General features: G+C 70.7%; 22 protein-coding genes and 3 pseudogenes. 12 read left to right on the top strand and 13 right to left on the bottom strand.

What is annotated here, in order from left to right; translation table 11 throughout:
- The first annotated feature begins 5 nt into the window (after positions 1 to 5).
- The 3 genes from OG289_RS38065 to OG289_RS38055 are packed head-to-tail and all read left to right on the top strand — an operon-like array spanning position 6 to position 2477.
- Positions 6 to 818 carry an ABC transporter ATP-binding protein gene (locus tag OG289_RS38065; protein WP_327318556.1) on the top strand — a complete coding sequence of 271 codons (813 nt, stop codon included), beginning with the start codon at positions 6 to 8 and terminating at the stop codon, positions 816 to 818.
- On the top strand, positions 805 to 1704 hold the full coding sequence (locus OG289_RS38060) for an ABC transporter permease (RefSeq protein ID WP_327318555.1): 900 nt from the start codon (positions 805 to 807) through the stop codon (positions 1702 to 1704). The genes OG289_RS38065 and OG289_RS38060 overlap by 14 nt, the downstream gene beginning before the upstream one ends.
- 11 nt (positions 1705 to 1715) lie before the next feature.
- A complete protein-coding gene (locus tag OG289_RS38055) occupies positions 1716 to 2477 on the top strand; it encodes a sirohydrochlorin chelatase (RefSeq protein WP_327318554.1) in 762 nt (253 codons plus the stop codon).
- A gap of 432 nt (positions 2478 to 2909) precedes the next feature.
- Here OG289_RS38055 and OG289_RS38050 read toward each other — a convergent pair whose 3' ends face one another.
- A complete protein-coding gene (locus OG289_RS38050; RefSeq protein WP_327318553.1) occupies positions 2910 to 3938 on the bottom strand; it encodes a ketopantoate reductase family protein in 1029 nt (342 codons plus the stop codon).
- 106 nt (positions 3939 to 4044) lie between these two features.
- Between OG289_RS38050 and OG289_RS38045 the strand changes: the two genes are divergently transcribed.
- On the top strand, positions 4045 to 4929 hold the full coding sequence (locus OG289_RS38045) for a transglutaminase-like domain-containing protein (RefSeq protein ID WP_327318552.1): 885 nt from the start codon (positions 4045 to 4047) through the stop codon (positions 4927 to 4929).
- Here OG289_RS38045 and OG289_RS38040 read toward each other — a convergent pair.
- Positions 4901 to 5449, bottom strand: a complete 549-nt coding sequence (locus OG289_RS38040; RefSeq protein WP_327318551.1) for a DUF1697 domain-containing protein — start codon at positions 5447 to 5449, stop codon at positions 4901 to 4903. The genes OG289_RS38045 and OG289_RS38040 overlap by 29 nt on opposite strands.
- Before the next feature lie 430 nt (positions 5450 to 5879).
- Here OG289_RS38040 and OG289_RS38035 point away from each other — a divergent pair, with 430 nt between their 5' ends.
- The 3 genes and pseudogenes from OG289_RS38035 to OG289_RS38025 all read left to right on the top strand — a co-directional run bounded on the left by OG289_RS38035 (position 5880) and on the right by OG289_RS38025 (position 11219).
- A complete protein-coding gene (locus OG289_RS38035) occupies positions 5880 to 8147 on the top strand; it encodes an MMPL family transporter (protein ID WP_327318550.1) in 2268 nt (755 codons plus the stop codon).
- A 216-nt stretch (positions 8148 to 8363) separates the two neighbouring features.
- A pseudogene (locus OG289_RS38030) lies at positions 8364 to 10031 on the top strand (IS200/IS605 family accessory protein TnpB-related protein).
- A 462-nt stretch (positions 10032 to 10493) separates the two neighbouring features.
- The gene (locus OG289_RS38025) at positions 10494 to 11219 is read left to right on the top strand and encodes a HEAT repeat domain-containing protein (protein WP_327318549.1); all 726 of its coding nucleotides are present in this window, start codon (positions 10494 to 10496) and stop codon (positions 11217 to 11219) included.
- A gap of 88 nt (positions 11220 to 11307) precedes the next feature.
- Here the strand turns inward: OG289_RS38025 and OG289_RS38020 are convergent, their stop codons facing one another.
- Entirely contained in the window at positions 11308 to 11718 is a 411-nt protein-coding gene (locus OG289_RS38020) for a DUF6262 family protein (RefSeq protein WP_327318548.1), read from the bottom strand.
- Positions 11708 to 12067 (bottom strand): hypothetical protein, encoded by a 360-nt coding sequence (locus OG289_RS38015; protein WP_327318547.1) that lies wholly within the window; start codon positions 12065 to 12067, stop codon positions 11708 to 11710. The genes OG289_RS38020 and OG289_RS38015 overlap by 11 nt, the downstream gene beginning before the upstream one ends.
- Before the next feature lie 99 nt (positions 12068 to 12166).
- Here OG289_RS38015 and OG289_RS38010 point away from each other — a divergent pair.
- Positions 12167 to 12397: pseudogene (locus OG289_RS38010) on the top strand (hypothetical protein); the annotation flags it as partial.
- A 124-nt stretch (positions 12398 to 12521) separates the two neighbouring features.
- Here the strand turns inward: OG289_RS38010 and OG289_RS38005 are convergent.
- On the bottom strand, positions 12522 to 13640 hold the full coding sequence (locus OG289_RS38005; protein WP_327318545.1) for a serine hydrolase domain-containing protein: 1119 nt from the start codon (positions 13638 to 13640) through the stop codon (positions 12522 to 12524).
- A 186-nt stretch (positions 13641 to 13826) separates the two neighbouring features.
- On the opposite strand from OG289_RS38005, the gene OG289_RS38000 reads away from it, so the two are divergent.
- Together OG289_RS38000 and OG289_RS37995 are read left to right on the top strand one after the other, a co-directional pair.
- The gene (locus OG289_RS38000; RefSeq protein WP_327318544.1) at positions 13827 to 14486 is read left to right on the top strand and encodes a TetR/AcrR family transcriptional regulator; all 660 of its coding nucleotides are present in this window, start codon (positions 13827 to 13829) and stop codon (positions 14484 to 14486) included.
- A gap of 176 nt (positions 14487 to 14662) precedes the next feature.
- Complete coding sequence (locus OG289_RS37995; RefSeq protein WP_327318543.1) at positions 14663 to 15595, top strand: recombinase family protein; 933 nt, start codon at positions 14663 to 14665, stop codon at positions 15593 to 15595.
- A gap of 56 nt (positions 15596 to 15651) precedes the next feature.
- Here the strand turns inward: OG289_RS37995 and mgt are convergent.
- From mgt to OG289_RS37975, 4 genes and pseudogenes are all read right to left on the bottom strand, one after another.
- Positions 15652 to 16891: pseudogene (gene mgt / locus OG289_RS37990) on the bottom strand (macrolide-inactivating glycosyltransferase).
- An 8-nt stretch (positions 16892 to 16899) separates the two neighbouring features.
- Positions 16900 to 17610 (bottom strand): hypothetical protein, encoded by a 711-nt coding sequence (locus OG289_RS37985; RefSeq protein ID WP_327318542.1) that lies wholly within the window; start codon positions 17608 to 17610, stop codon positions 16900 to 16902.
- Entirely contained in the window at positions 17607 to 19103 is a 1497-nt protein-coding gene (locus OG289_RS37980) for a sensor histidine kinase (RefSeq protein WP_442819116.1), read from the bottom strand. The genes OG289_RS37985 and OG289_RS37980 overlap by 4 nt, the downstream gene beginning before the upstream one ends.
- 32 nt (positions 19104 to 19135) lie before the next feature.
- Positions 19136 to 19828 carry a response regulator transcription factor gene (locus OG289_RS37975; protein ID WP_327318541.1) on the bottom strand — a complete coding sequence of 231 codons (693 nt, stop codon included), beginning with the start codon at positions 19826 to 19828 and terminating at the stop codon, positions 19136 to 19138.
- Positions 19829 to 19968: 140 nt separating this feature from the next.
- Here OG289_RS37975 and OG289_RS37970 point away from each other — a divergent pair, with 140 nt between their 5' ends.
- The gene (locus tag OG289_RS37970; protein ID WP_327318540.1) at positions 19969 to 20907 is read left to right on the top strand and encodes a DUF3152 domain-containing protein; all 939 of its coding nucleotides are present in this window, start codon (positions 19969 to 19971) and stop codon (positions 20905 to 20907) included.
- 49 nt (positions 20908 to 20956) lie between these two features.
- Here the strand turns inward: OG289_RS37970 and OG289_RS37965 are convergent, their stop codons facing one another.
- The 3 genes from OG289_RS37965 to OG289_RS37955 are packed head-to-tail and all read right to left on the bottom strand — an operon-like array spanning position 20957 to position 23996.
- A complete protein-coding gene (locus OG289_RS37965; RefSeq protein WP_327318539.1) occupies positions 20957 to 22231 on the bottom strand; it encodes an ABC transporter substrate-binding protein in 1275 nt (424 codons plus the stop codon).
- Entirely contained in the window at positions 22231 to 23064 is an 834-nt protein-coding gene (locus tag OG289_RS37960) for a carbohydrate ABC transporter permease (RefSeq protein WP_327318538.1), read from the bottom strand. Before OG289_RS37960 ends, OG289_RS37965 begins: the two co-directional genes overlap by 1 nt.
- Positions 23061 to 23996 carry a carbohydrate ABC transporter permease gene (locus OG289_RS37955; RefSeq protein ID WP_442819019.1) on the bottom strand — a complete coding sequence of 312 codons (936 nt, stop codon included), beginning with the start codon at positions 23994 to 23996 and terminating at the stop codon, positions 23061 to 23063. Before OG289_RS37955 ends, OG289_RS37960 begins: the two co-directional genes overlap by 4 nt.
- 185 nt (positions 23997 to 24181) lie before the next feature.
- On the opposite strand from OG289_RS37955, the gene OG289_RS37950 reads away from it, so the two are divergent.
- A complete protein-coding gene (locus OG289_RS37950; protein ID WP_327318537.1) occupies positions 24182 to 25045 on the top strand; it encodes a phosphotransferase enzyme family protein in 864 nt (287 codons plus the stop codon).
- Between the two features lie 219 nt (positions 25046 to 25264).
- Here the strand turns inward: OG289_RS37950 and OG289_RS37945 are convergent, their stop codons facing one another.
- Positions 25265 to 25987: a 3'-5' exonuclease gene (locus OG289_RS37945; protein WP_327320932.1), complete on the bottom strand. Its 723-nt coding sequence runs from the start codon at positions 25985 to 25987 to the stop codon at positions 25265 to 25267.
- Between the last annotated feature and the right edge of the window lie 35 nt (positions 25988 to 26022).

The following is a 26022-nucleotide window of genomic DNA, read 5'->3' as shown; positions in this document are numbered from 1 at the left end:
GTCCGATGAGTTCCCAGGAGGTGACGACCATGGCCACGACCCTCGCCACGGCCGCAGAGTCCACCGAGTCCGTGGAGTACGCGGCACGCCTTGAGCACGTCTCGAAGTCCTTCGCGGGACCGGGCGGGCAGCAGCTCGTCCTGGACGACATCACTCTCGATGTCGCTCCCGGCGAGTTCGTCACCCTCCTGGGGGCTTCCGGCTGCGGCAAGTCCACGCTGCTGAACCTGGTGGCGGGGCTCGACGAGCCCACCGCCGGCTCCATCACGACGGACGGCCGCCCGGCGCTGATGTTCCAGGAGCACGCCCTCTTCCCGTGGCTGACCGCGGGCAAGAACATCGAGCTCGCCCTGAAGCTCAGGGGAGTGGCGAAGCCCGAGCGGCGCGGCAAGGCCGAGGAGCTGCTCGAACTGGTCCGGTTGAAGGGCGCGTACGGCAAGCGTGTTCACGAGCTCTCCGGCGGTATGCGGCAGCGCGTGGCCATGGCTCGCGCCCTGGCGCAGGAAAGTCAACTGCTGCTGATGGACGAGCCGTTCGCGGCGCTGGACGCCATCACGCGGGACGTGCTGCACGACGAGCTGACCCGGATCTGGGAGGAGACGGGGCTGTCCGTCATGTTCGTCACGCACAACGTGCGCGAGGCGGTGCGGCTCGCCCAGCGTGTCGTCCTGCTGTCGTCCCGGCCCGGCCGGGTGGCGCGCGAGTGGACGGTCGACATCCCGCAGCCGCGCCGGATCGAGGACGCCCCCGTGGCGGAACTGTCCATCGAGATCACCGAAGTCCTGCGTGGGGAGATCCGCCGTCATGGCCAGCACTGAGACGAAGACGACGGTGACGAAGTCGGTCACCACCGAGCTGGCCGGTGTGGAGGCGGGTCTCGACGCGCTGGACGTGGTCGCGCCCGTCGGCCGTACGCCCTTCCGGCGGACCTTCGTCGACAAGATCCTGCCGCCGATCATCGCGACCGCGCTGCTGCTGGTCGCCTGGCAGATCACCTTCGAGGTCGTCGACGATCCGACCAAGCTGGTCTCGCCGCTGGACGTCTGGCGGACGCTCCGGGACGCCTGGCTCGAGGGCACGCTGCTCGGTTACATCTGGACCAGCGTCTCGCGCGGTCTGCTCGGCTTCCTCTTCGCCCTGGCGATCGGCACCCCGCTGGGTCTGCTGGTGGCGCGGGTGAAGTTCGTGCGGGCGGCGATCGGCCCGATCCTGTCCGGTCTGCAGTCTCTGCCGTCGGTGGCGTGGGTGCCGCCGGCCGTGCTGTGGCTGGGTCTGAACAATTCGATGATGTACGCGGTGATCCTGCTCGGCGCGGTGCCGTCCATCGCCAACGGGCTGGTGTCGGGCGTCGACCAGGTGCCGCCGCTGTTCCTGCGGGCCGGTCGCACGATGGGGGCGACGGGTCTGAGGGGAACCGTTTACATCACGTTGCCGGCCGCGCTGCCGGGTTATGTGGCGGGTCTGAAGCAGGGCTGGGCGTTCTCGTGGCGTTCGCTGATGGCGGCGGAGATCATCGCGTCCTTCCCCGATCTCGGCGTCGGTCTCGGTCAGCTGCTGGAGAACGGCCGCAACGCCAGTGACATGTCGATGGTGTTCGAGGCGATCCTGCTGATCCTGTTCGTCGGCATCGCCATCGACCTGCTGATCTTCAGCCCGCTGGAGCGGTGGGTGCTGCGCAGCCGCGGTCTGCTGGTGAAGGGCTGAGCCGAAGTCCCATGTACAGGAATCCGTTTCCCCCCGTCCTTGTGGTGATCGCCCACGGCAGCCGCGACCCGCGGCACGCAGCGACCGTCCACGCCCTGGTGCGGCGTGTACGTTCGCTGCGGCCGGGGCTGCGCGTGGAGACCGGTTTCCTGGATTTCAACATCCCGTCCGTGCACGGGGTGCTGGAGTCGCTGGCGGCGGAGGGCGTCCGTGACGTCGTGGCGCTGCCACTGCTGCTGACCCGCGCGTTCCACGCGAAGGCGGACATCCCGGCAGTCCTGCGGGAGGCGCCGGCGCAGTTGCGGATCAGGCAGGCCGAGGTGCTCGGCCCCTCGCCGCTGCTGCTCACCGTCCTCGAACGGCGGTTGTACGAGGCGGGGTTGCGGCCCGCCGACAAGTCCTCGACCGGGGTCGTGCTGGCCTCGGCGGGGTCCACGGACCCGGAGGCGATCGCAGTGATCGCAGAAATCGCGCGGGAGTGGCGGCGCACCGGTTGGTGTGCCGTGCGGCCTGCGTTCGCCTCCGCCGGTTCTCCCGCGGGGTTCCCGCGCACCGAGGACGCGGTCCGCGAACTGCGGGCGCTGGGCTGCTCGCGGGTCGCCGTCGCACCGTACGTCCTGGCCCCCGGCTTCCTGCCGGACCGCATCGCGCGCGGCGCGGCCGGGGCGGACGTCCTGGCCGAGGTACTGGGCCCGGCGCCGGAGGTGGCGCGGGTGTTGCTGGAGCGGTACGACACGGTGCGGATGCCGACGCTGGCGGCCGTCGGCGCCTGAGCGCCGGCGGCCCGCCCTCGGCGACGGCGGACGCCCGCCGACCAGCGGCGCTCGACCAGCGGCGCTCAGCCAGTGGCGCTCAGCCAGTGGCGCTCGACCGACGGTGACCGACCAGCGGCGGATGCCCCCGATCGCCCCGGCGCTCTTGCACCACACCCCAGGCAGCCAGACCCTCAGGGCTCTTGCACCACACCCCAGGCAGCCAGACCCTCAGGGCTCTTGCACCACACCCCAGGCAGCCAGACCCTCAGCGCTCTTGCACCACACCCCAGGCAGCCAGACCCTCAGGGCTCTTGCACCACACCCCAGGCAGCCAGACCCTCAGGGCTCTTGCACCACACCCCAGGCAGCCAGACCCTCAGGGCTCTTGCACCACACCCCAGGCAGCCAGACCCTCAGGGCTCTTGCACCACACCCCAGGCAGCGACACCCTCAGCGCTCTCGCACCGCAGCGGCTGCGTCTGCCTCGTCGGCCAGTCGGATCAGCTCCGCCACCGGCAGCGACCCCGGCGCCCGCCGCTCCCGGGCGAACTCGTTCGCAAGCCGCTGGAGCAGCTCGTTCAGCGGGGTCGGTACGCCGTGCAGGCGACCGAGGAGCGCGATCTCGCCGTTGAGGTAGTCGGCCTCGATGCTGCCGGCGCCGCGCCTGAGGGACTGCCAGGAGGAGCCGCCGCCACGCGGGACGCCGTCGAGCGGGACGAGGGTGATCTTGTCGCCGCGTACCGCCCGCTGTTCCTCGGCGCTCACGTACGCGATCCCGGCGGCGTGCAGCACGGCCTCGCCCTCGGCCCGCACCCGCGCGAACAGCGCCTGGGCCGCGGGGTCGCCGACCGGGCCGCTCACCGCTTCCAGGGCATTGGCCAGGTTGGACAGCAGTTTCGCGTACTGCCAGCGGGAGACGTCCGGGACGACCGGCGCCTCGAAGCACGCCTTCTCCAGGTCGGCGGCGATGCGGCGGGCCGTGTCGTCGGTGCCGTGCGGGTACCGGCCGAGGTGGAGGATGCCGGTGAGCGGGGTGCCGGCGGCGGAGACGACGCCGGGTTCGACATGGGTGGCGGGCAGCCAGACGCAGACGCCGTAGACGTGCCGGAAGCGGCGCAGGGCCAGACGTGGGCTCTCCACCCCGTTCTGCGCGCAGACCACGGGCAGCCGCCCGGCCGCCGTGCCGCCGCCCTCGACCGGGGCCGGGCCCCACGCCTGGAGTGCCGCCTCGCCGTCCTGGGTCTTGACGGCGAGGACGAGGACGTCGTCGGCGCGCAGCGTGCCGAGCGCGCCCGGTCCGTCGACGACGGGCAGCCGGTACGTCAGCTCGCCCTCCGGCACCCTGAGCCGCAGTCCGCCCTCCGTGAGCGCCGCCCCGTGCGTGCCGCGCGCGACCAGCACGACCTCCTGCCCGGCCTCGGCCAGCCGTCCGCCGACCGTGCCCCCGACCGCCCCTGCCCCGATGATGATGTAGCGCATGGGACGAGCCTCGCACAGTCGTGTGGACGCCCCATCGGATGCGAGGGGAAGTGACCTGGGCGCACCGGATTGACCTTGCCCTTGGGGCAGGGCCGAGGGTTCGGGCATGGACAGCACCCGGGCGGACGACCGCCACCTGAAGCAGACGCCGTACAGCGACCCGGGCGACCTCGACGTCGCCGACCTGCCCCGTGATCCAGCTCAACTCACCGCTGTTGTAAGAGGCCTGGTCCTGCATCGGCTGGAGGGCGAGCGGGTCGGGTACGAGATCCCCGAGGAACGGCTGCACAACGACGCCGAGTCACGGTACGTGACCCGGATGCTGCGGATCCTGCGCGCGCGCAAGGACGCCCCGCTCACCCAACGGCGCTCGTACGACGAGCAGTTCGTCGGCACGTGCCGGGACTACTCGCTGCTGCTGTGCTCGCTGCTGCGGGCGACCGGGACGCCGGCCCGCGTCCGGGGCGGGTTCGCGACGTACTTCGTGGAGGGCTTCCACGAGGACCACTGGGTCACCGAGTACCGGCTGCCGGACGGGAGTTGGCGACTGGTCGACCCGCAGGTGTCCGCCGACTTCTACGACGTGCCCTTCGACCCGCTGGACGTACCGCGGGACCGGTTCCTGGTCGCCGGTCGGGCGTGGCGGGCCTGCCGGTCGGGCGAGGCGGACCCGGAGACGTTCGGTGTGTGGGTCGATCCCGGTCTCCGAGGAAGGTGGCTCGTCCTCAACAGCGTCGTCCTGGACCTCGCGGCCCGTAACGGCGTGGAACCGCTTCCCTGGGACGGCTGGGGGCTGTCGGGTCCACAGGGCTACGACTCGCTCACCGAGGGCGACCTGGCCCTCGTGGACGCCGTGGCCGCCGCCCGCACCCCCGAGGAGATCCGTCGTCTCTACGCCGATCCGCGGCTCACGGTGCCCCGAGAGATCCTCTCCTGGGCCCCGTTCCACGGCCTGCGCAGGGTCACGCTTGCGTCATCTCCACCAGCTTGACGACGGTGTTCCAGTTCCGGGTCGTGGCGATGAGCCCCTTGTTGAGGCGGGGCTTGGACAGTTGCTCGGCGAGCTTGGAGCGGCCGAGGCCGTCGGGGGCGTACAGGTACAGGACCCGGTCGCCGAGGCGGAACTCCTCGGGGAGGTGGGCGTCCCGGTCGATCCCGGCGTAGCGCTCCTCGTCGACGGGGGCGGAGAAGTAGGTGACGTGGAGCTGCTTGGCCTCCAGCTCGGCGGCCGGGAACGGACAGGCGTCGGCAACCGCTTTCAGAAAGGCGTGGTCGCGCACGATGACGTCGACGCCGAAGCCGAGGTGTTTCTCGATCGCCGCCCCGATCTCGGCGGCGAGGCTCTCCTCGTCCCCGTGGGTGGAGGAGAAGACGGCCTGGCCGCTCTGAAGGTACGTACGCACGTCGTCGAGGTCGAGCCCCTCCAGCAGGGTGCGCAGTTCGGCCATCGGGACCTTCTTGCTGCCGCCCACGTTGATGCCGCGCAGCAGTGCCGCGTACGTCGTCGTCATCCGCACACCCTAATCGGCCGTCGTGCCCCGTGGGGGTGGGCACGACGGCCGCGGCCGAGGTGGAGGGCCGGGCGCAAACTCTTGCCGATCGGCGGGGTGCGGATCAACATCTGACGCGCTTCTCCACAGGCCCGTGACGTGTTCAACAGACTTTCGCAATCACAAATCCGACCTTCCCGTCGACATCCCCGTCGACATCCCATCGGCCTTCGCCGGCGGCCGTCACCCTGATCACCACCCCGGAGATGGCCGGATAGGTGTAAGGGGCCACTGTCCTCCCCAGCGGTGAGACGGCGGGGTCCGACGGGAGGACTCGGGTGTCCGGCACTTCACCGGGCAGCACGAGGAGATGGTCTTATCCATCCCATACCTTCGAATCGATAGGTGGCGGCAGGGGGTCGGCACCGCATCACGAGGGGGCAAGCCCGTCATGGGGAACGGAGACACACGGGTGCGGGGCATCGCCGCGCGGGCCGGCGGCTGGAGCGCCCGGCACCGATGGGCCGCCGTCGGTATATGGGTGCTGTTCGTCGTCCTGGCCATGGGGATCGGTTCGGCCGTGGGCACGGTCGAGGTCAAGGAAAGCGACCAACTCTCAGGGGAGACCCGCACGGCCGCCCGGATCGTCGAGGACGCCGGGATCGACGAGCCGGCCAGTGAGACCGTCCTCATCCAGTCGAAGGACGGTTCCGTCAAGGCCACGGACGCCGAGTTCAAGGAGGCCGTCGCCGCGGTCGTCAAGGCCGTCGAAGGGACGGGCGAGGCCACCGACGTGACCTCGCCGTACGACTCGGACACGATCTCGAAGGACGGCCGCAGCGCGCTCGTCCAGTTCGACATGCGGGGCGACTCCGAGACGGCGGGCGACCGGGTGGAGCCGGTGCTCAAGGCCGTCGAGGGTGTCGGGAAGGACCACTCCTCGCTGCGGATCGAGGAGATCGGCGGCGCCAGCATGATGAGGACGTTCGACGACGCGTTCGGCGACGACTTCCAGCAGGCCGAGTACTCCGCCGTGCCGGTGGCGCTGGGCATCCTGCTGATCGCCTTCGGCGCGCTGGTGGCGGCGTTGCTGCCGGTGGCGCTCGCGATCACCGCGATCATGGCGACGATGGGTCTGATGAGCATCGCCAGCCACTTCCAGCCGATGGACGACACCGCGAGCTCGGTGATGCTGCTGGTCGGTCTGGCGGTGGGCGTCGACTACTGCCTGTTCTACCTGCGCCGCGAGCGCGAGGAGCGGGCCGCTGGACGTGATCCGGAAACCGCTCTCAGGATCGCCGCGGCGACCAGCGGCCGGGCCGTGATCGTCTCCGGTGTCACCGTGTGCGTGGCGATGGCGGGCATGCTGTTCACCGGGCTCGCCACGTTCCAGGCGATGGGCCTGGCCTCCCTGATGGTGGTCGCCGTCGCCATGGTCGGTTCGGTAACCGTTCTCCCGGCGTTGCTGTCGCTGCTGGGCGAGCGGGTGGAGAAGGGGCGCATTCCGTTCCTGCACCCGGACAAGCGCCGCAAGAAGGCGGGCGCCCGCCGGGCCGAGGAGGGCAGCCGCTTCTGGAGCGCCGTCCTGAAGGTCGTCCTGGCCAAGCCCGCCGTCTCGCTGGTCGTCGCGGCCGGCGCGTTGCTCGCGATCGCCGCTCCGGCGGTCGGCATGAAGACCCAGAACCTCACCCTGGACCAGGAGTTCGGCGACTCGCTGCCCATCGTGCAGACCTACAACCGGGTCAACGACGCCTTCCCGGGCGGTTCCGAGCCGGCCGAGGTGATCGTCAAGGCGGACGACATCAACGCCGCCGAGGTGAAGGCCGCGCTCGCACAGTTCAAGGAGCAGGCGGTCAGCTCGGGCGCCTCCCGCGGCCCGGTCGAGATCAAGATGCACGACGCGCAGAACATCGCCTATGTGTACGTCCCGCTGATCGGCGGCTCCGACCGGGAAAAGGCGGGTGCGAGCCTGGACAAGCTGCGTGACGAGGTGCGGCCCGCCACGCTCGGCAAGGTCGACGGCGTGCAGGCGCCGATCACCGGGCAGGTGGCCGGTTCGCGGGACTTCAACGACCAGTTGGGCGGAGCCGTGGCACCCGTCTTCGCGTTCGTCGTGGTCTTCGCCTTCCTGCTGATGCTGCTGTCGTTCCGGTCGCTGACGATCGCGATCACCTCGATCGTGCTCAACCTGCTGTCGGTGGGCGCGGCCTACGGCATCCTCGTGGGCGTCTTCCAGCACGGCTGGGGCGCGTCGTTGGTGGGCGCGGAGGGCGTCGGCGCCATCGTCACCTGGCTGCCGCTGTTCCTCTTCGTGATCCTGTTCGGCCTGTCGATGGACTACCACGTGTTCGTCGTCTCGCGGATCCGCGAGGCGCGGATGCGGGGCCGTACGACGAACGAGGCCATCAAGCACGGTGTGGTCACCACGGCGGGTGTGGTCACCAGCGCCGCCGTCATCATGGTGGCCGTGTTCGCGATCTTCGGGACGCTGTCCATGCAGTCCATGAAGCAGATGGGCGTGGGTCTGGCGGCCGCGGTCCTGATCGACGCGACGATCATCCGGGGAGTGCTGCTCCCGGCCGTGATGGCGCTGCTCGGCGAGCGCAACTGGTACCTGCCGAAGTGGCTGCACCGGCTGCCCGACCTCACGCACGACGAGTCGCCGGAGCCGACCACGCCGATGACGCGGGACGACGAAGGTGAGCGGCTGGGCGTCTGAGGGTGTGAGGGTTTGGAGCTGCTATCGCTGGAGTGTGTTCAGGGGTGTTCTGGTGAGTGGGAGTGAGTGCCGGGGGTCGGTGTCGTGTCGCGTGCCTCGGCCATGGCACCGGTATTAAGGGGGGAACTGACGTTCTCGCGTCGAATGCGTGACCTTCTACGGAACTGCTCGTTGGATGCGATGACGGGTTCTTCGGGTGGGGTCGGGGGTGACGGGGTGGGCGGGCTGAGGAGTGTGGCGGCGTCGTTCGTCGTGTCCGGTCCGAGTGGTGTGGCCATCCGGACCCGGCTCAAGCACCTGGCGCCGGACGATGAGAAGGTGCTGCGTCTGGTCGGCGCGCATCTGGGGTCGCTGGCCTCGAAGGATCTCAGGGCGCGCTGCCGGGATGGCCTGGAGCACTCCGCTGAGACGTGGGCGGGACGCAAGCGGGAGCTGACGCCGCTCTCGTCGTCGCGGTGGGCCGGGGCGATCACCAAGGCCTCGCACGACCAGTGGGCGCTGGCCCGCCGCTGCCAGCTGGCGCACATCCAGAACCTGGAAGCGGGCGTCCGCACCATCGAGCACCGGCTGTCCCAGCCGGTCGGGCAGAAGGGGACCAGGCAGGCCCCGGGCGGTTACCGGTCGCGGCGGGAGTGGCATGCGAAGTCCCGGCGTCTGCGGGTGCTTCAGGACCGGCTGGCCGCTGCGCGGGCCGACCGCGAGGCCGGACTCGTGCACGTGGTGCGCGGCGGCAAGAGCCTGGCCCGCACCCGGCACCACCTGGACGAGGCCGGGCTCACGGAGTCGCAGTGGCGCCGGGGCTGGGAGGCCGAGCGCTGGTTCTGCCAGGCGGACGGTGAGTCCGGCAAGCGGTACGGCAACGAGACGATCCGGGTCAGCCCCGACGGAGAGGTGAGCCTCAAACTCCCCGCGCCGCTCGCGCATCTGGCCAACGCCCCGCACGGACGGTACGTCCTGGCCTGCCGGGTCGCGTTCGCGCACCGGGGAGGCGAGTGGGCGGACCGCGTCGCAGCCAACCGGGCGATCGCCTACCGCCTCCTCCCCCACTCTCGACTTCGCTCGACCGGGGGGACCCCCATCGACATGGGCCGGGACCGCTGGTACCTGACCGCCTCCTGGCAGATCCCGCCCACCCCCACCCTCCCCATCGAGGCCGCCCTGGCCCACGGAGTGATCGGCGTCGACATGAACGCTGATCACCTCGCTGCCTGGCGCTTGGACGTGAACGGCAACCCGACCGGCGCCCCGCGCCGCTTCTTCTACGACCTGACCGGCACCGCGCAGCACCGCGACGCCCAGGTCCGCCACGCCCTGACCCGCCTCCTGCACTGGGCCCGAACGTGCGGCGCGCGGGCGATTGCCGTCGAGGACCTGGACTTCGCCGCCGAGAAGACCCGTGAGAAGCACGGCCGCCGGAAACGCTTCCGGCAGCTGATCTCCGGCATGCCCACCGGGAAACTCCGCGCCCGATTGTCTTCGATGGCCGACGCCACGGGTATCGCGGTCATCGCGGTGGACCCTGCCTACACCTCGAAGTGGGGCGCCCAGCACTGGCAGAAGCCCCTCACCAGCACCACCCGTAAGACCACTCGCCACGACGCTGCCGCCGTGGCGATCGGAAGGCGCGCCCAGGGACACCCGATCCGGCGACGGACGACACCGCCCCCACAGCACCGGAGTGATGCGGTGGGGCATCGGACCGTCCAGGCCCGACCGGGCGTCCTTGGGCGTGAGGGAACCCGCCCCCGCATCCCCGGACCACGGACACGATCCGTGCCGCCCGGACGCGGAGCGAACGCGGGCAACCAGAACGCCCAACACCGTTCGGGGCGTTCGGCCGAGCATGGGTTCTGGCAACAGGACTCACTCCCGCTCAGTCTTTAGGAACGGTCTGAGGCCCTGCGGAACCCTCCTCAACCCTCTTGAACGGTCATGAACCGAGGGCCCATCGACTTCCCCAGGGAGTCGACGGGCCCTCATCCGGCCCCGGGGATCAATCGAACCGTGGTTGGCGCTGAGATTGATCTTGGCCGTCTGGCACGGCTCCGGGATGCGGCGTCAGGTTTCTCTGGAAGCTCGGTGGGCTCGGATGACGGGTGGCTACCGTCCGCCGGGTGCCGGTGGAATTCCTGACTGACGACCAGGCCGTTATCTGGATCTTTCGTTCTCCCTGGTCGGTTGGAGCTGTGGTTTCGTGTTGCTGACAGTGTCAGCCACGTGCCGTCCCAGCGTGCTGTGACCGAGCGTCCGGTCGTCCGAGGTCCGTGGACAGCAACGTTGTCGTGGGCATGGGCGAGTGGTTTATCGAGTGGCCGTGGTGGGTGACGCCGAGCCAGACTCAGGGGCATGGACGGCACGGTTGCCCAGAGGGTTGGCGAACTGGACGCGGAATCAAGCGAAGTGGCAGAGGACGCCCAGCATGCGCTGATCGCTATGGGGCCAGAAGTGCTGAACGAGCTGATCGCGGCAGTATCCGGTCTGGAACCGTTCGGACAACTGTGTGCCATTGAGGTCTTCACCGCGCTGCAGGATCCACTGCCGGGTGACGTGCTGGTCGGCCTGCTGGACAGCGGGAACTCCACCGTTCGCCAATGGGCGGCCGAAGCCTTGGCGGACCTGGGCATCCAGCGTGCGGTGCCGGGACTTCAGCGAGCCTATGAATCCTTTCGGCAGCGGGGTGAGGCCCCGGACGACAGTGAAGGAGTGGCACTTCGCTGGGCGCTGAGTGAACTCGGTGCCCGTGACGTCGTGGTCCCGCCCAGGGCCGCTGCGTTGCGGCGTTCGCTGGAGTACTTGGATCCGGCATGGCCGACAGTCCACCTCGCCGAAGTCATTGAGCAGCTTGCTGCTCACGGTCAGGCGGTGCTCTATTTCCAGATTTGGCAGGTCAAGCCCGGTGGCGAGGCCTTCGGAGGCCATGGTCCGGGCATCGACTGGGAGGTTGACCGCCGACTGCCCTGGGCTCGGATCGTGGCTGACTGCCGGGACTGGGCTTTGCTGGCAGCCGAAGCAACCGACAAGGCTCCAGATCTGGTGGCGACGATTTGCTGGATCGCCGCATCGGACCTGTAACGGTCACCGGCCCGATCGACAGCTGACGCCAACTCATCGGCCCGGAAGGGCAATTGCATCACCAAGGTTGGCCGCGAAGCTGATGCGCTCAGTCAACGGATGCACCGACGCCTCGGCGGAGGTCTCGGAGCCGGCCGAGGGCCACTGCGAGTTCGTTGCGAAGCCGTTCGTTCTCCCCGTGCAGTTTGAGGTTTGCGTCCCGCAGCGCTCTTACTACCGTCTCGTGCGACTTGGTGGTGATTCTCTGCTGTTCGGGCAGAGCGGGTCGCCCCGTGGAGGGCTGCTTGTCGGCGAGGTCGCGCAGTCTGGCGAACAGTGGTGCCTGGGCAGCGTCGTAGAGGAAGCTCCGGGAGGCCCCGGCCCGGACGGCGACGCCAGCGACGGTCATCGCTCCGCCGTCGTGTTCCAGGGCGTCCAGGACGGCGCGGACACGCTCGATACAGGCGAGACGTCGCTGTTGTGCGGCTTCGGCCAGGTGCGCCGAGTTGTCAGCCCGCATCGGCAGTCCCCTCCGTTTCGTCGTGCCTTGCCCCGGCGTCGTTCGGTGCTGGGGACAGCTCGTCGTGCTCCTGGTCGGTGATGCGCGTGATGACGTGCTCGACCGCGGCCGCCGGCCGCTCGTTGACCTCGGCGGCTCGTGACCGGCCGGCTGCCGTGGCGTCGGCCTGCAACTCCCGCGTGCGGGCAAGGGTGTCGCGGTGAACCGGCAGGAACTGCCGATCGCTCTGGAAGTCCTGGCAGAAGTAGCAGCCGTCGGCCGCGGTCTTCGGGCAGGGCCGCGAGATGTGCCGTCCGCACCAGCCGCGGCCACCGCGTGAAGGCGGCGGCCGATCTTCTCGGCGAGCCACTCGACGCCAGACAGGTCGGCATCAGGGCGGACCTTGACGGCTTCGCCCTTGAGGTTGAAGCGCACCTCGTACTTCTCTTCGTGGTGAATGCCGCCGTGCTCTGCCCGCTATCTGGACGCCGCAGTCGAGGAGTTGCGGGCGCTGCCGGCCAACGAGCGCGAGCACGACGTCCGGGACGAGGATGTCGCCCGCGTCTCTCCGCTCAAGCACGCGAACCTCAACATGCTCGGCCGCTACAGCTTCCGCTCCTCCACCCCCGTATACGGCGGCCTGCGCCCACTGCGGGACCCGGGTGCGGGCGGCCTTGACGAGGACGAGGAGGAGGAATGAGGGCCAACGGGTTCAGCCGGGGGCCTCCAGGGCGCTGATCAGTTCGCCGGGAGCAGGGTGATCCGGACTATGCGGTCCAGGTACAGGCCGAACGGTGCCACCAACCCCTCGCCCACGGTCTCGGTCAGCCGTACATCGCCACGCGGTACAGAGTCACAAGCGCGTCGTCGATGGGATGGGGCTGCGGCTTGCCGGAGGAGTCGAGCCTGTTCCACCTCTGGAGGTTCAGCGCGACGGCCATCTGCCGCTTGCCGTCGGCGCGGGTCATGGCCAGCGCTCCGCCACCCCAGACCGTGCCTCCGTGGCCCCAGAAGGTGGCCTGACCGGCAGCCTCCGTCGGGTGGAGGCCGAGGCCGTAGTCGATTGTCTTTCCCTCTTGGGAGATGACCGGGACGGTGCGTTGCATCTGGGCCAGCGACGACGGGCTGATGATCTCGCCGGCCAGCAGCAGGCGGTAGAAGCGGTTGAGGTCCGCGACGGTCGATATCAGGGAGGCCGCCGGGCCCACCCATGACATGTCGTAGACGCTGTAGTCGCGCGGCGGGTCGATCATGCCGAACCATGACTCGTAGAGCTGCGAGTGCGGCCCGTCGACGTACGGTCCGATGGGGAGTTCGGTGTCCCGGAGCCCGGCGCGCTCGATGACGTTCCGGGTGATGTACCGCTCGGCCGTGGTGCCGGTCACCTGTTCCAGGAGCTGGGCGAGGAGCAGGTAGTTGGTGTTGGAGTACACCCCCGGCGTACCACCCGGGGCGCCGACGGCAGGTGCGGTGACCCCCATCTCGATCAGTTCAGCGGGGTCGAACCGGGTGAGCCGGTGGTCGTCCAGGCTCTGGGGTCCGGTGTCTGCGAGGGCGGGGTACGCCTTGAGGGAGGGGTACGCGTACGGGAGGTACTCGGCGAGGCCGCTGGTGTGGTTGATCAGCATCCGGACCGTGATCGCGTCACCGCGTTCTCCGGGAACCAACTTCGGAAGGTACTGGCCGATCGGTGTGTCGAGACCGATCCGACCGCTCTCGACCTGCTGCAGAACCGCGGCGGCGGTGAAGGTCTTGGTGGTGCTGCCGACGCGGTGCCGCATGTCGGCAGTGACGGGGCGACCGGTGGCGACATCGGCGACCCCGGCGGCGCCGCGCCAGACCTGGTCGCCGTCACGCACCTCGGCGAACAGGCCCGGCATCCCGGCGCGGTGGACGTTCTCGATGGCGGCGTTCAGCTCCGCGGGATCCAGTGAGTTCCTCACGACATGCGTCCTTTCGCATTGCTCGGGGTGAGCTCCACGTCGGTCGCCCGACCCGGGTGACAGGGCACGCGTGGCACGTCGGCCCGCCTGCTGCCGGGTCGCTCGGCACACCCATGTCCTCATTATGCACGCAGTGCGTGCAACACCAAGTGCATAGGTTAAACTGGGTGCGATGAGAGGGGCGAAATGGCAGGTCGAAGGCGTTGGTCGACCGAGGAAATCCTGGATGCGGCAGCGAAGTTGCTGCGCACGAGCGACACAGAGTCGTTCAGCGTGCGCAAGCTCGCCGCGACCCTCGGGACCGATTCCTCCAGCCTCTACCGGCACTTCCGCAGCAAGACAGAACTGCTGCGCGCGGTCGCCGACCGGATCCTCCTGGCCTCCATGGACGGCTACCTCGCCGAGGGCGACTGGAAGCAGCGCATCACCGCCCTGGCCCTGCGCGTGAGAGAGGCGTTCGGCCAGCAGCCTCAGCTCGCCGCGGTCTGGGGACGGTACGCGTCAGGCGGCGCCGGTTCCCGGCTGGTCATGGAAGAGGTGCTGCAGGCCCTGCGCGCGTCGGGGCTGCCCGACGAGGAGATCCCGGCGCGCTACCACCGGCTCGCGGTCCTCATCGCCGCGTTGATCGCCTCCGAGGCCGGAGTCAGTACCATCACCCCGGAAGAGTACGAACAGGGCATGGAGCTGTTCCGCGTCGCGGTACTCGGCGCCGACCCCGAACGCTTCCCCGCCCTGGCCCACTTCGCCCGCGACGTCCGCCCCCTCGGGGTGGATCGCCGCGCGGCGTTCGAAGAGATCCTCGCCGCCCAACTCGCCCACATCGAGGCCGCAATCCGCCCGAGCTAGCCGACCTGCTCGCGCCCTGTCGGCAAACGATCGTTTGCCGACAGGGCGCGTGAGCATCCAATGAACCCGGACATTCCGGGGCGCCGGGGCGGCGCCGATCCAATCGGTTCCGATGGTGATTGATGACAGGGTTTGACGACAGGTGGGGTCCGTTCCTCCGCGTGGAAGGGACCCCGATGGCGAACCTGATCTACAAGCGGGTCTCGACCGACCAGCAGGCGACCGCCCGGCAGAACCTCGTCCTCGACGAGGCCGGGATCGACGACCCAGTCGCCTTCGAGGAGGACGCGGGCACCTCCAGCCGCCTCCACCCACTCCAGCGGCCGAAGTTCGGCGAGCTGCTCACGTACGCGCGGCCGGGCGACACCGTGCACATCTCCGAGATGTTCCGCCTTGTACGCGGCACCAAGCACATCCTCGACGTGCTCGACGTCCTCCACCGCGACCGGCTCGACCTGCGCATCCACGACGGCGCGTTCTGCGCGATGGACCTCACCGCCCGCCACCCGCGCACCGGAGAACTGCTGTCCACCGTGAAGTTCATGGTGCGGACCCTCGCAGCAGCCGGTGAACTCCAGCGCGACCTCCAGCGCGAGCTGACCTACGACGGGCTGCGGGCCGCGGAGACCAAGGGCAGCAAGGGCGGCCGTCGCCCCGCCATCGCGGCCGGGAAGACGGACGCCGTCCGCACGGCGTACTTGGACGGCCGGTCCATCGCCGCCCTGGCCCGCGAACATAGCGTCAGCCGCGGTGCCGTCCGTACGGCCGTCGCCGGCCTCATGCCCGAGCACACCGCCGTCGGCCGCGAGGACGCCCCGACCCCGGAGCTGTCGGTCACCCTCGACATGCCGGGCAAGGTCGCCGACTTCCTACGCGCCACCGAGCTGGAGCCCGCCGAGCGGGCCGCGTTCGACCACGGCGTCACCGTACGGCGCGGCCAGGGCTACACCCTGCGAGTCAGCACTACCCCCGCACTTCACCGCCAGCTCCTCGCCCGCTGCCAACCCCTCGACGGCACCCAGCGCGTTCCGGAGGTCCCGGCACGGCGCAAGGCCCGCCGCGAGTACAAGAACCGCGTCAATACCCTTCCGGCCACAGCGGGACCGTGATCAATCTCAACGCCAACCAAGGTTCGATTGATCCCCGGGGTCGTCATCGTCCTTTCTCAGCCGGGGAGTTCGGCCTCGACGAGGTCCGCCGCCCGCAAGGTGCCACCCTCGTTCGCCATCTCCGCCCGGATTGCCTGGAGTCGGCGGGCGACCTCCGGGTCGTCGACGAGCGCGAGGGCAGCCTCCCGCAGGACCTCCGCCGTCGCGTCCGTCGTGGCGATGTGCCGGGCGACACCGAGCCCCTCCAGGACGTCCGCGTTGCCGAACTGGTCGACGGCCTGCGGTACGGCGATCATCGGTGTGGCCGTGGCCAGCCCCTCCTGACTGCCGCCCGCACCGGCGTGCGTGACGAACAGGTCGGCCTGCCCCAGCACCGCCAACTGCGGTACCCAGGACCGTACTTCGACGTTGTCGGGTACGACGCCCAGCGCGGCGGGGTCGACGTGAGAGCCGATCTGGAGCACGAGGTGCCAGCCGGGCAGTCCGCCGAAGGCCCGCACGCACTCCCGGTAGAACTCCGGCCGGTCGGTGAAGGTCGAGCCCAGCGAGACGAGTACGACCTTCTCCGCGCCGGCGGGCCGCGTCCAGTCACCCTCGGCCACACGGTCGCCCTGGCAGGCGCCGACGAACGTGTACACGCTTTCGTCGACCCGGTCGGCGTGGGGCTGCAGCGCCCTCGGGATCAGCACGAGGGAGCGGGCGGGGCGGCCGACGAAGGGGTCTGGGTGCTCGGTGATCCCGTTCTCCTCCAGCCAGGCGTGGAAACGGGCGTAGTAAGCCTTTCCGCGTTCTGTCTTCCTCGGCTCGGCCCACATCGGTTCGGCGACCTCCTTCTCGTAGCCCTCCCAGGCGACGAGGTTGGGCGAGAGGGAGATCGCGGGGACGCCCCAGCGGTGGGCGAGGACGCGCGCCGGGTAGGAGGTGATGTCGTGCAGGACGAGGTCCGGCTCGTCCCCGTCATAAGCCTCGATCAGCTGAGGCAGCGCCTGGATCGCGTCGGCCAGGAAGAGTTCCACGTGGTCGAGGAGGGTGTTCCCCCAGGCGGAGGGGTCGTCGTCGGGCGAGGGCAGCGTCGAGTGCCACGGCCTTGGCTCGGAGCCCACGCCGGCGACCTTCTCGGCGAAGACGGGCGGAATCGCGTACGTCACCCGGTGCCCGCGCGCGACGAGCTCGCGGATCACCTCCAGGCTCGGGTTCACGTGGCCGTGGGCGGCGAAGGAGAACATGGCGACATGGGCGGGGCGACTGGTCATGCCGTCGACCGTAAGCGAGACGATACGTCTCGTGCAATTCGATTACGCGGGTCAGAGGTCGGGGCAGCGCTCGTCGGATCCCTCGACGCTCCGGCCGACCGCGTTCGTCACCGTCACGGTCACGGTCTCGATTTCGGGGCCGTCGGTGTGACGGGCGTCGACGGCCGTGCAGATCAGCTGCGCCGCGGCGAGCTGGGTCAACTCCGCGGTGACGGAAAGCAGTTGGATGGAGACCTCGTCGCCCCGAGTGGCCACCCGCACGGCGGCCGGCTCCGGACCCTCGGCGGCGGCGCCGGACGGCTCGATGGTGGGGACGCCCGACGGATCGATGGTGGGGACGCCCGACGGATCGGCGGTGGCGGCGCCCGACGGATCGGCGGTGGCGGCGCCCGACGGATCGGCGGCGGCGGCGCCCGACGGCTCAATGGTGGGGACGCCGGACGGATTGGTGGCGGGGGCAGCGCCCAGGAAGGACGTCGGGGTTGGCACCTGCGGCAGCAGCGTGGTCAGGCGCTTCGCCCGTTCCGCCTCCGTCGGGCCCAGGAGGAGCGCCTTCACTGCCGACTCGACGCCGACCTGTCCGGCGATCCTGCGGGGGACGGCGACCAGGGCATCGCCGTCGACGAGGTAGACCCGTACCGTCGGCACGATCCCGTGGGCGGGTCCGCCCGCCTCCACCACTCCGGTCGCGGGAATGCCGCAGGAGACCAGCGTGCACAGTGCCGGGACGCACAACAGCACGGCTCGGCGCAGGGCTCTCACGGTCGCTCCTCCCCTGTCGACTCGTCCCGCCGCAGCGGGAGTTCCACGGTGAAGACGGCGCCGCCGTCCGGCCGGTTCGCCGCCCGGACGGTGCCGCCGTGCATCCGGACGTTCTCCTCCGTGATCGCCAGTCCCAGGCCGCTGCCCTCGGTCCGGGACCGGGCGGCGTCCGACTTGTAGAAGCGTTCGAAGACGTGGGGCAGCACACTGTCGGGGATGCCCGGCCCACTGTCCAGCACCTCGATGACCGCCCGCCGCCCGTCGCCGGGCCGGTCGTCCGCGTGGAGGCTCAAGCGCACCGGCCGGGCGCCGTGCCGCAGGGCGTTGCCGACCAGGTTCGCGACGACGACGTCGAGGCGGCGCGGATCAACGCGTCCGCGCAGCGCGTCCGGCGCCGGCAGCAGAGTGTCGACCGTGTCGGTCCAGCCGCGGGAGGCGAGGGTGCGCCTGAGGGATTCGGCGAGGTCGATCTCGTCCAGGTGCAGCACGGCCGCGCCTGCGTCGAAGCGGGAGATCTCCATCAGGTCGTCGACCAGTCGGGCCAGTTTCACGGTCTCCTCGCTGATCAGCCGGACCGCGGTGGCGGTGTCCGGGTCGAGGCGGGCGGCGTCCTCGTCGAGGACGTCGGTGACGGCCGACATGGCGGCCAGCGGAGTGCGCAGTTCGTGCGAGACGTCGGCGGCGAAACGACGGGCCCGGGCCTCCATGCCGCGCAGTTCGGCCACCGTCTCCTCCAGGGCGGCGGCCGTCTCGTTGAACGTGTGCGACAGCTCGGCGAGTTCGTCCGACCCGTCGACGGCGAGCCGGATGTCCAGCCGGCCCTCGGCGATGCTGCGGGTGGCCTGCCGCAGCGCGCGCACCGGCCGCAGCACCCCGCGGGCGGCGAGCAGCGCGAGCAGGACGGCGAGGACCAGGGCGGGTACGGCGGCCCGCTCCATGGCGGTGACCAGGGCGTCGACGTAGGCCTGTTCCGTGGTCTGCGGCACCGTCAGGAACACCTTCACACCGGAGAGGGGTCCGGTGCCCGAGGAGTCGGAGGAGGCGAAGGTGACCGACATGCCGACGAGGAGTGCCGTGTGGTCCGCGCGGTTGACCCGCTGGAAGACGGTGGCCGACCTGGAGTTCACGGCCTCGCGCAGGGCGGGCGTCAGCTCGACGAACGGGTCGTCGGGCACGGATGTGGCCTCCAGTCCGCGATAGGCGACCAGCACCCGCCAGGTGCCCGACTGCTCGGCGCCGGCCACCTCCGTCGCGAACCGCCGCAGTTCGGCCTCGTTCGGCGGGAAGGTGAGCTCGGGGGCGAGCCGGGTCACCTGGGTGCGCAGCAGTTTGATCACGGTGTCCTGGCTCTGCTGGAGCACTCCGGTGCGCGCCTCCCGGAAGGTGAGCGCGCCGGTGGTCGTGGCGGTGACGGCGGCGACCAGCGCGAACGCCACCACCAACCGCACGCGCAGGCCGCGCAGTCGGTGGGCACGCAGTCGGGGGGCGTGCAGTCGGGGGGCGCGGAAACGCGTTCCCTGAGCTCTCACCGCGAGGAGAACCGGTAGCCGAAGCCGCGCACGGTCTGGATGTGCCGGGGTTCGCGCGGAGGTTCGCCCAGTTTGGAGCGCAGTCTTTTCACGCAGGCGTCCACCAGACGCGCGTCACCGTGGTAGCTGTGTTGCCAGACCGCTTCCAGGAGTTGCTGCCTGCTGAACACCTGGCCGGGCGAGGCGGACAGGGTCAGCAGCAGCCGCAGTTCGGAGGGGGCGAGGGCGACCGGCGCCCCCTGCCAGGTGACCGACAGTCCGGCGCGGTCGATGGCGAGGTCGCCGTAGGTGTCGATCCTCGGGATGCCGCCGTCGGCGGGCGCACCGGCCGCCCGGCGCAGGACGGCGCGGATGCGGGCCTGGAGCACCCGGGCCTGCACGGGCTTGACCACGTAGTCGTCGGCTCCCGCCTCCAGGCCGACAACGATGTCCTCGTCCTCGCCGCGTGCGGTCGCCATGATGATCGGCAGCGTCTGGTCCAGGTCACGCATCCGCCGGCACACGTCCAGGCCAGTCATGCCGGGCAGCATCAGGTCCAGCACCACGACGTCCGGCCGGAAGGAGCGCAGCCGGTGCAGGCCGTCCTCCCCGGTCTCGGCGGCGGCGACCTCGTGGCCCTGACGGCGCAGCGCGAGGGCGACGCCGTCCCGTACGGCACGGTCGTCCTCGATCAGCAGAACTCGTGGCATGGGCTCAGTATCGGTACGCCGTCGGCCACCCCGGGCCACTGTTACCGGATGATCACATGAACCCACACCGGTCGGGTCGTTATCTTTCCGTTATCGTCTGAGCCAGATCCGATCACATCGTGATCACAATCTAAACAACCATGAGCGTGCACCGAACAGATTCCTCCTCCGCCCGCCGCCGTCGGAGCGGCCCCGCGCACTCCGCCGGGCGCGGCCGGAGAGGACCGCTGTGGGGAGGACTGGCCGCACTGGTTCTTCTGAGCGCGGCCGGATTCGCGGCCGTGGGATGGACCTCGGCCGGGACGGGCGGCACCTCGGCCGGGGGCCGCTCGACAGCGTCCGCCGAACCCGGCGGGCCTGCGGAGTCCAGCCCGGCGCCCACCCGGCCGACGCCCGGCCTGTCGGCCTCGCCGCGCCCACCCGCCAGTCCGTCCGACGATCCGCCGGCCGGTTCGTCGGGCGAGGCGTCCGGCGACGCGTCCGGCGGTTCCGGCGCCACGTCCGAGGCCGACATCCCGGCCTCGGGACCTGGCACGTTCACGACCGCGTCCGGCTCGAGTGCCAAGGTGGGCAAGGGCACCGTCCTGCGCTACCGGGTGGACGTCGAGGACGGCCTCGACCTGTCCGCCGCGGACGTCGCCCGGCAGGTGGAGCAGATCCTGGCCGACCGGCGCGGCTGGACGGCGGACGGCCACTCGGCGTTCCAGCGGGTCTCCGGCGGCGCCACCGACTTCGCCGTCCGGATCGCGACCCCCGGCACCGTGGACAAGATCTGCGGGCAGTACGGGCTGGACACCGAGGGCAAGGTCAACTGCAACGTGGCCGACAACGTCATGGTCAACCTCAGGCGCTGGCTGCTGGCCACCCCCGTCTACGCCAAGGACGTCACGGCCTACCGCGCCCTGATCATCAACCACGAGGTCGGCCACTTCCTCGGCCACGGCCATGTCGGCTGCCCCGGTCCGGGCCGACCGGCCCCGGCGATGATGCAGCAGATCAAGGGCATGTTCGGCTGTGTCCCCAACGTCTGGCCGTACGACGGGCGGGGACGGCTCGTCACCGGTCCCTCCGTTCCCTGAACCCTCCCTCCGTTCCCTGAATCCTCCCTCCGTTCCCTGAACCGGCCGCTCAGCGCTGGTAACGGGCCAGAACGAGGTTTCCGTCGTTTTCCAGACGGGTGCGCAGTTCGTCGAGACCGATGGCCCCGCTGTAGTACTCCTGGAAGGCGGGGGTCGCGACCTTGTCCTTCCACTCGGGGTAGCCCCGCACGGACTGGGCGGGCGCCGGGCGCAGGTGCGCGGCGAGGGCGGTGCCGGTCGCCCAGTCGTCCTTCGTCGTGTGCAGGGCGGGGTCCGCGAGCGCCTGGGTGCCGGTCGGCAGCATCCAGTCGCCCAGCGCGAGGCGCACCATGTTCTTAGGCCGCAGCAGGAAGTCGACGAAGGCGACGGCCTCCTTCTTGTGGGGGCTGTCCTCGGCGACGGACAGGGTCTGCGGGCTGACCCCCTGGGCGAGTCCGTCGGCGCCCGCCGGGGCGGGCAGCACCTGCCAGTCGAAGCCCTTGGGCGCCTGCTGCGCGATCTGCTGGCGATAGGAGAAGCCGAGCGGGACCATCGCGTACCTGCCGCCGAAGAAGCCGGGCAGGGTGTCCGAGCCGCCGCTGCCCAGCGTGGTGGGCGAGGCGCTGTGGTCGGCGGCGACCTGGTCGTGGACGGTGCGCGGGACGACCTCGTCGCCGGTCTCGAAGCGGACGGTGACACGGCCGTCCGCGCCTCGGTGGAACAACTGCCCGCCCGCCGACAGGGAGAGGTTGAGGGTGGCGGACACGGGCTCCTTCAGCGGCCAGGCCACTCCGTACTTCCCACCGCCGCTGAGCCGCTGGGTGATCTGCCGGAACTCCGCCCAGCTCCAGGGGTGTTCGGCGGTCGGGATCCGCACGCCGGACCGCTTCAGCCAGGTCGCGTTGGCGACGAGGACACGCGGCTCCTGGAGGAAGGGCACGCCGTAGACGCCGTCGCCGAAGGTCGTCGTCTCCCAACTGCGATGCGGGATGTCGGACTTGAGGCGGGCAGGAAGCAGGTCGCTCAGGTCGGCGAGGTAGCCGCCGTAGGCGAAATCGGCGAGGTCGTCGGAGGCGTCGTGGATGATGTCGGGGGCCTCACCTCCTTCGAAGGAGGTGAGGAGCTGGTCGTGGACGCTGTCCCAACTTCCCTGCACATACTCGACTTTGACGTCCGCGTGGGTGGCGTTCCACTCCTTCACGAGTTCCCTGTTGGCCGTGACGGACTCCTCCTGCCAAGCCAGGGACTGGAAGCGGAGGGTGACGGGGCCCTCGTCGCGCCCGCCGCCCGACGAGCAGCCCGCGAGGAGCAGCAGCACCACCAGGGCCAGCAGTCTCGTCCGCATCAGCTCTTCACCGCCCCGGCGAGCATGCCGCCCGTGATCCTCCGCTGGATGAGCGCGAAGACGACCAGTGAGGGCAGGGTGGCGAGGAACGCGGCGGCGGCCAGCGGCCCCAGGTCGGCCACGCCCTCCGCCCCGATGAAGTGGGTGAGGACGACCGGCAGCGTCTGTTTCTCAGGCGTTTTCAGCAACACCAGCGCGAAGAAGAACTCGTTCCACGCGGTGATGAAGGCGAACAACGCCGTCGCGACGATCCCCGGTGCCAGCAGCGGCGCCGTCACCGAGAGAAGCGTCCGCAGCCGCCCGGCCCCGTCGACCGCCGCCGCCTCCTCCAGTTCGACGGGAACGGCCCGGACGTATCCGACGAGCATCCACAGCGCGAACGGCAGCGCCCACACCACGTACACCATCACCAGCCCCGGCACGGAGTCGATCAGCCGCAGGTTCTTCAGCACCAGGAACAGCGGGATGATCACCAGCACGAAGGGGAACGCCTGGCTGAGCACCACCCACCCGGAAACGGCGCGCGCGAGCCGGGTACGCTGCCGGGCCATGACGTACGCCATCGGGGTGGCGAGCGCGACGGCGATCAGGGCGGCGCCCAGCGCGGCGAGCAGGGAGTTGCCCGCGGCGTGCAGCAGGGGCTGTTCGTCGAAGGCCTGGCGGAAGTTGACGAGGGTGGGGTGCTTCGGGATCCAGGTGGGGTGCAGGCTGCCCAGTTCGCGGGGCGGTTTGAACGCGACGGAGAGCAGCCAGAGGAAGGGGAAGGCGAGGAAGAGGAGGTACGCGAGCAGCGCCGTGTACTGGCCGGCGCGGGCCGCGGGACGGGTCCTCACGCGTCGTCACCTCCCCTGATCCGGCCCACCAGGAACAGGGCCAGGAACACCGAGATCACCGCGACCATCACACAGCCCATCGCCGCCGCGTACCCGAACTGGCCGTAGCGGAAGGCCTCTTCGTAGGCGAAGAGCATGGGCAGCCGGGTGCGGCCGCCGGGTCCGCCGTTGGTCAGCACATAGACCAGGGCGAATGAGTTGAAGTTCCAGATGAAGTTCAGCGCCGTGACGGCGAGGGCGATGGGTCTGAGGGCGGGCCAGGTGACCGTGCGGAAGCGGCGCCAGGCGCCCGCGCCGTCCATCTCGGCCGCCTCGTGCAGTTCGCGCGGGGTGTTCTGCAGGCCGGCGAGCAGGGTGACCGTCGTCTGCGGCATGCCCGCCCACACGCCCACGACGATCACCGCGGGCAGGGTGGTCGCCAGCCCGCTGAGCCAGTCCCGCCCGTCGCCCAGGCCCAGGTCGCGCAGCGTCTCGTTGAGGATGCCGGCGTCCGGGTTGTAGACCAGCCGCCACATGACGCCGACCACGACCTCGGGCATCGCCCACGGGATGATCGCCAGGGCGCGGGCCAGCCAGCGCAGCCGCAGGTCCTCGTTCAGGAGCAGGGCGAGGCCGAGGGCGAGCAGAAACTGCGGCACGGTCACCCCGACCGCCCAGACCAGGCCGATCCGGAACGACTCCCAGAACAGGGTGTCGTGCAGCAGGTCGGAGAAGTTGAGGGCGCCGATCCACCGGGTGGGCGCGGTGCGGCCCGACTGGGCGTCGGTGAACGCCAGCAGGATCCCGTACAGCAGCGGGCCGACGCTCAGGACCAGGATGGGGACCAGGGCGGGGAGGACGAGGAACCACGCGCCGTGGCCGACGGTGCCGCGCGGCGGGCCGGTGGCGGTCGCGCGGCGCACCGTCCCTCTCTTCTCGGTCGCCAACGACACGGAAGCGTCCCCCTTCCCGCGGCTGTGACGGGCCCCGCCATGGTCGTGAAGGTGCTGTACGCCGTCAAGACAGCACGCGCACCCTCCGAACTGTGCGAATGCGACACTGGCCGTCGGATGGCCGGATCCCGATGCCATCCGGTGGGGCCACGCGCGGAACGCGGAGAACGACACGGAGGCGGGCGATGGACGAAGCACGGGCGCGGGACGTACTGGCCGCGGCGGGGGCGCTGCCGGGGCCGGCGACGGACGCGCGGCTGCTCGCCCTGGGCGAGAACGCGGTGTTCGCCGCAGGTGACCTGGTGGTGAAGGTGGGTCGGGACGCCGAGCTCCTCGACCGGGCCGGGCGCGAGCTGGACATCGCGGCCTGGCTGGCCGAGGCGGGCGTCCCGGCGGTGCGGGCGGCCGAGCCGAAGCCGCTGCTGGTCGAGGGACACCCGGTGACCGTGTGGCACCGGCTGCCCGACCCGGTACGGCCTGCCGAACCGCGGGATCTGGCCGAACTGCTGCGCCTCGTGCACGCCTTGCCCACCCCCTCCTTCGGTCTGCCCCCGCGCGACCTGCTGTCGGGGGTCGAACGCTGGCTGCGGCTGGCGGGCGACGCGATCGACCCGGCCGACGCGGCGTATCTGCGCGAGCGCCGCGACGGCTTCGCCACCGCCGCCGCGGCGCTCACCCCGCATCTGCCGCCCGGCCCGATCCACGGCGACGCGCTGCCGCGCAATGTGCACATAGGCCCCGACGGTCCGGTCCTGGTCGACCTGGAGACCGTCTCCGCCGATCTGCGCGAGCACGACCTGGTGGTCATGGCGCTCTCCCGCGACCGGTACGGCCTGTCGGCCGAGGCGTACGGCTCCTTCACCGAGACGTACGGCTGGGACGTGCGGGAGTGGGCGGGCTGCGCGGTCCTGCGGGGCGCCCGGGAGACCGCGAGCTGCGCCTGGGTCGCCCAGCACGCGCCCGCCGGCCCCCAGGCGCTGGCGGAGTTCCGGCGCCGGGTGGCGTCGCTGCGGGACGGGGACGAGGGGGTGCGGTGGTATCCGTTCTGATCCGGGTGCTGCGGGCGTGGCGGGCCGAGGCCCGGCTCAGGAGGGACGCCGGCGCATCCACCAGGCGGTGAAGGCGGTAAAGGGCGGACTTGCCGGCGCCGTTGGGCTCAGCCAGGCCGACGACGCGGCCGGCACGGACGTCCAGCTCTGTCACGGTGGGGAGCCGGCCGCCTGTCGTCCTACCCGCAAGTGGACGGACGGCATCGCGAACCGCCCTCCTCAGACGGTCTCCCCCGCCACCTGTCGCATCGGCCAGGCCCCGTCCACCACCGCGTCCGCGTCCCCCTTGCGGCGCAGGAAGCTCTGGAAGTCCGCCGCCCACTCGGCGTACCACTCGATCTGACGGCGGTGCAGCTCCGCCGGGCCGAGGGCCGCGACCTTGGGGTGGCGGGCGGCTATCGCGCAGGCCAGTCGGGCCGCGGCCAGGGCGTCGGCGGAGGCGTCATGGGCGGAGTCGAGCGGAACGCCGTACTCGGCGCAGACCGCTTCGAGGTTGCGCTTGCCACGCCGGTAGCGGTCGACCGAGCGGTCGATGGCGTACGGGTCGACGACCGGCGCCGGGTCCGGGCCGCCCAGGCGCTCGCGCAGGGAGGGCAGGCCGTGGCGTCGCAGCTCGGCGGAGAGGAGGGTGAGGTCGAAGGCGGCGTTGTAGGCGACGACCGGAACGCCGGTGCGCCAGTACCCCACGAGGACCTCGGCGATCGCGTCCGCGACCTGGTCGGCGGGGGCGCCCTCGCCGGCGGCCCGCTCATTGCTGATCCCGTGCACCGCCACCGCGTCCGCCGGGATCTCCACGCCCGGGTCCGCCAGCCACTCGCGGTGGCCCAGGACCTGCCCGTCCCTGACCTCGATCACGGCTCCCGTGACGATGCGCGCCTCGCGCGGGTCCGTCCCGGTCGTCTCCAGGTCGAAGCCGATCAGCAGCTCCCGGTACCAGGCCATCATGGCCCCCCTTCTTGGTGGTGCTTCCCCCAGTG

Origin of the sequence: Streptomyces sp. NBC_01235, from assembly GCF_035989285.1 — a bacterium.
GTDB lineage: Bacteria > Actinomycetota > Actinomycetes > Streptomycetales > Streptomycetaceae > Streptomyces.
The sequence above is the reverse complement of the archived record's forward strand: the minus strand, read 5'-3'. Positions and strand labels throughout refer to the sequence as shown.

Coding starts and splice junctions, on each gene's coding strand:
- OG289_RS38065 (WP_327318556.1), top strand. CDS start 6: ATGAGTTCCCAGGAGGTGACGACCATGGCCACGACCCTCGCCACGGCC.
- OG289_RS38060 (WP_327318555.1), top strand. CDS start 805: ATGGCCAGCACTGAGACGAAGACGACGGTGACGAAGTCGGTCACCACC.
- OG289_RS38055 (WP_327318554.1), top strand. CDS start 1,716: ATGTACAGGAATCCGTTTCCCCCCGTCCTTGTGGTGATCGCCCACGGC.
- OG289_RS38050 (WP_327318553.1), bottom strand. CDS start 3,938: ATGCGCTACATCATCATCGGGGCAGGGGCGGTCGGGGGCACGGTCGGC.
- OG289_RS38045 (WP_327318552.1), top strand. CDS start 4,045: ATGGACAGCACCCGGGCGGACGACCGCCACCTGAAGCAGACGCCGTAC.
- OG289_RS38040 (WP_327318551.1), bottom strand. CDS start 5,449: ATGACGACGACGTACGCGGCACTGCTGCGCGGCATCAACGTGGGCGGC.
- OG289_RS38035 (WP_327318550.1), top strand. CDS start 5,880: ATGGGGAACGGAGACACACGGGTGCGGGGCATCGCCGCGCGGGCCGGC.
- OG289_RS38025 (WP_327318549.1), top strand. CDS start 10,494: ATGGACGGCACGGTTGCCCAGAGGGTTGGCGAACTGGACGCGGAATCA.
- OG289_RS38020 (WP_327318548.1), bottom strand. CDS start 11,718: ATGCGGGCTGACAACTCGGCGCACCTGGCCGAAGCCGCACAACAGCGA.
- OG289_RS38000 (WP_327318544.1), top strand. CDS start 13,827: ATGGCAGGTCGAAGGCGTTGGTCGACCGAGGAAATCCTGGATGCGGCA.
- OG289_RS37995 (WP_327318543.1), top strand. CDS start 14,663: ATGGCGAACCTGATCTACAAGCGGGTCTCGACCGACCAGCAGGCGACC.
- OG289_RS37975 (WP_327318541.1), bottom strand. CDS start 19,828: ATGCCACGAGTTCTGCTGATCGAGGACGACCGTGCCGTACGGGACGGC.
- OG289_RS37970 (WP_327318540.1), top strand. CDS start 19,969: ATGAGCGTGCACCGAACAGATTCCTCCTCCGCCCGCCGCCGTCGGAGC.
- OG289_RS37965 (WP_327318539.1), bottom strand. CDS start 22,231: ATGCGGACGAGACTGCTGGCCCTGGTGGTGCTGCTGCTCCTCGCGGGC.
- OG289_RS37950 (WP_327318537.1), top strand. CDS start 24,182: ATGGACGAAGCACGGGCGCGGGACGTACTGGCCGCGGCGGGGGCGCTG.
- OG289_RS37945 (WP_327320932.1), bottom strand. CDS start 25,987: ATGGCCTGGTACCGGGAGCTGCTGATCGGCTTCGACCTGGAGACGACC.